Origin of the sequence: Georgenia satyanarayanai, from assembly GCF_023715365.1 — a bacterium.
GTDB classification, from domain to species: domain Bacteria; phylum Actinomycetota; class Actinomycetes; order Actinomycetales; family Actinomycetaceae; genus Oceanitalea; species Oceanitalea satyanarayanai_B.
The window spans coordinates 1-446 of the sequence record NZ_JAMBNZ010000111.1; the positions used below are offsets into that span (position 1 = coordinate 1).

Below are 446 nucleotides of genomic sequence, written 5' to 3' on the forward strand. Positions count from 1 at the left end.
TCTTGCAGGTACGCTGAGTCATGGCTGCCATGGCGCTTTCCTCGGTGTTGCCGCCCGCGCCAGCTTTTCGCGCATCTCTTCCCACTGGCGACGAGTGCAAACGGCCCAGGAGTGACTGAGGCTGCTGTGGTGATCGCGCCATTCGACGTTGCGCGCCCACCATTTGCGGGATTTCTTGCCGCCATCCATGAAGCGAGCACAACTGCGGTAGCCGGATGGCCATTCGTTGATGTTCTCGGCGCACCATCGGATGAACTGGCGCGCTCGCTCGTTCGGAGCAGGATCGTGGACGTATTTGCCCATGGGGCCTTCCTCGTGGATCGCCGGCATGCGGCAGCAGTCGAGCGCTCCGCTGGTTGCCGGTGGGCGCGGAGGGGACTGCTGTCGGATGCGGGCGGGAAAAAGAAGCCCGGCCAGGCCGGGCGAATGCGAGGGAAACTGCAAGG

Annotated in this window: 1 protein-coding gene; it reads right to left on the reverse strand. The window is 64.1% G+C overall.

Annotated elements, in window-relative coordinates; all coding sequences use genetic code 11:
- Positions 1 to 18: 18 nt before the first annotated feature.
- Positions 19 to 446 (reverse strand): hypothetical protein (locus tag M3148_RS17250; protein ID WP_251305951.1); only part of this gene is annotated, 428 nt, incomplete at its 5' end.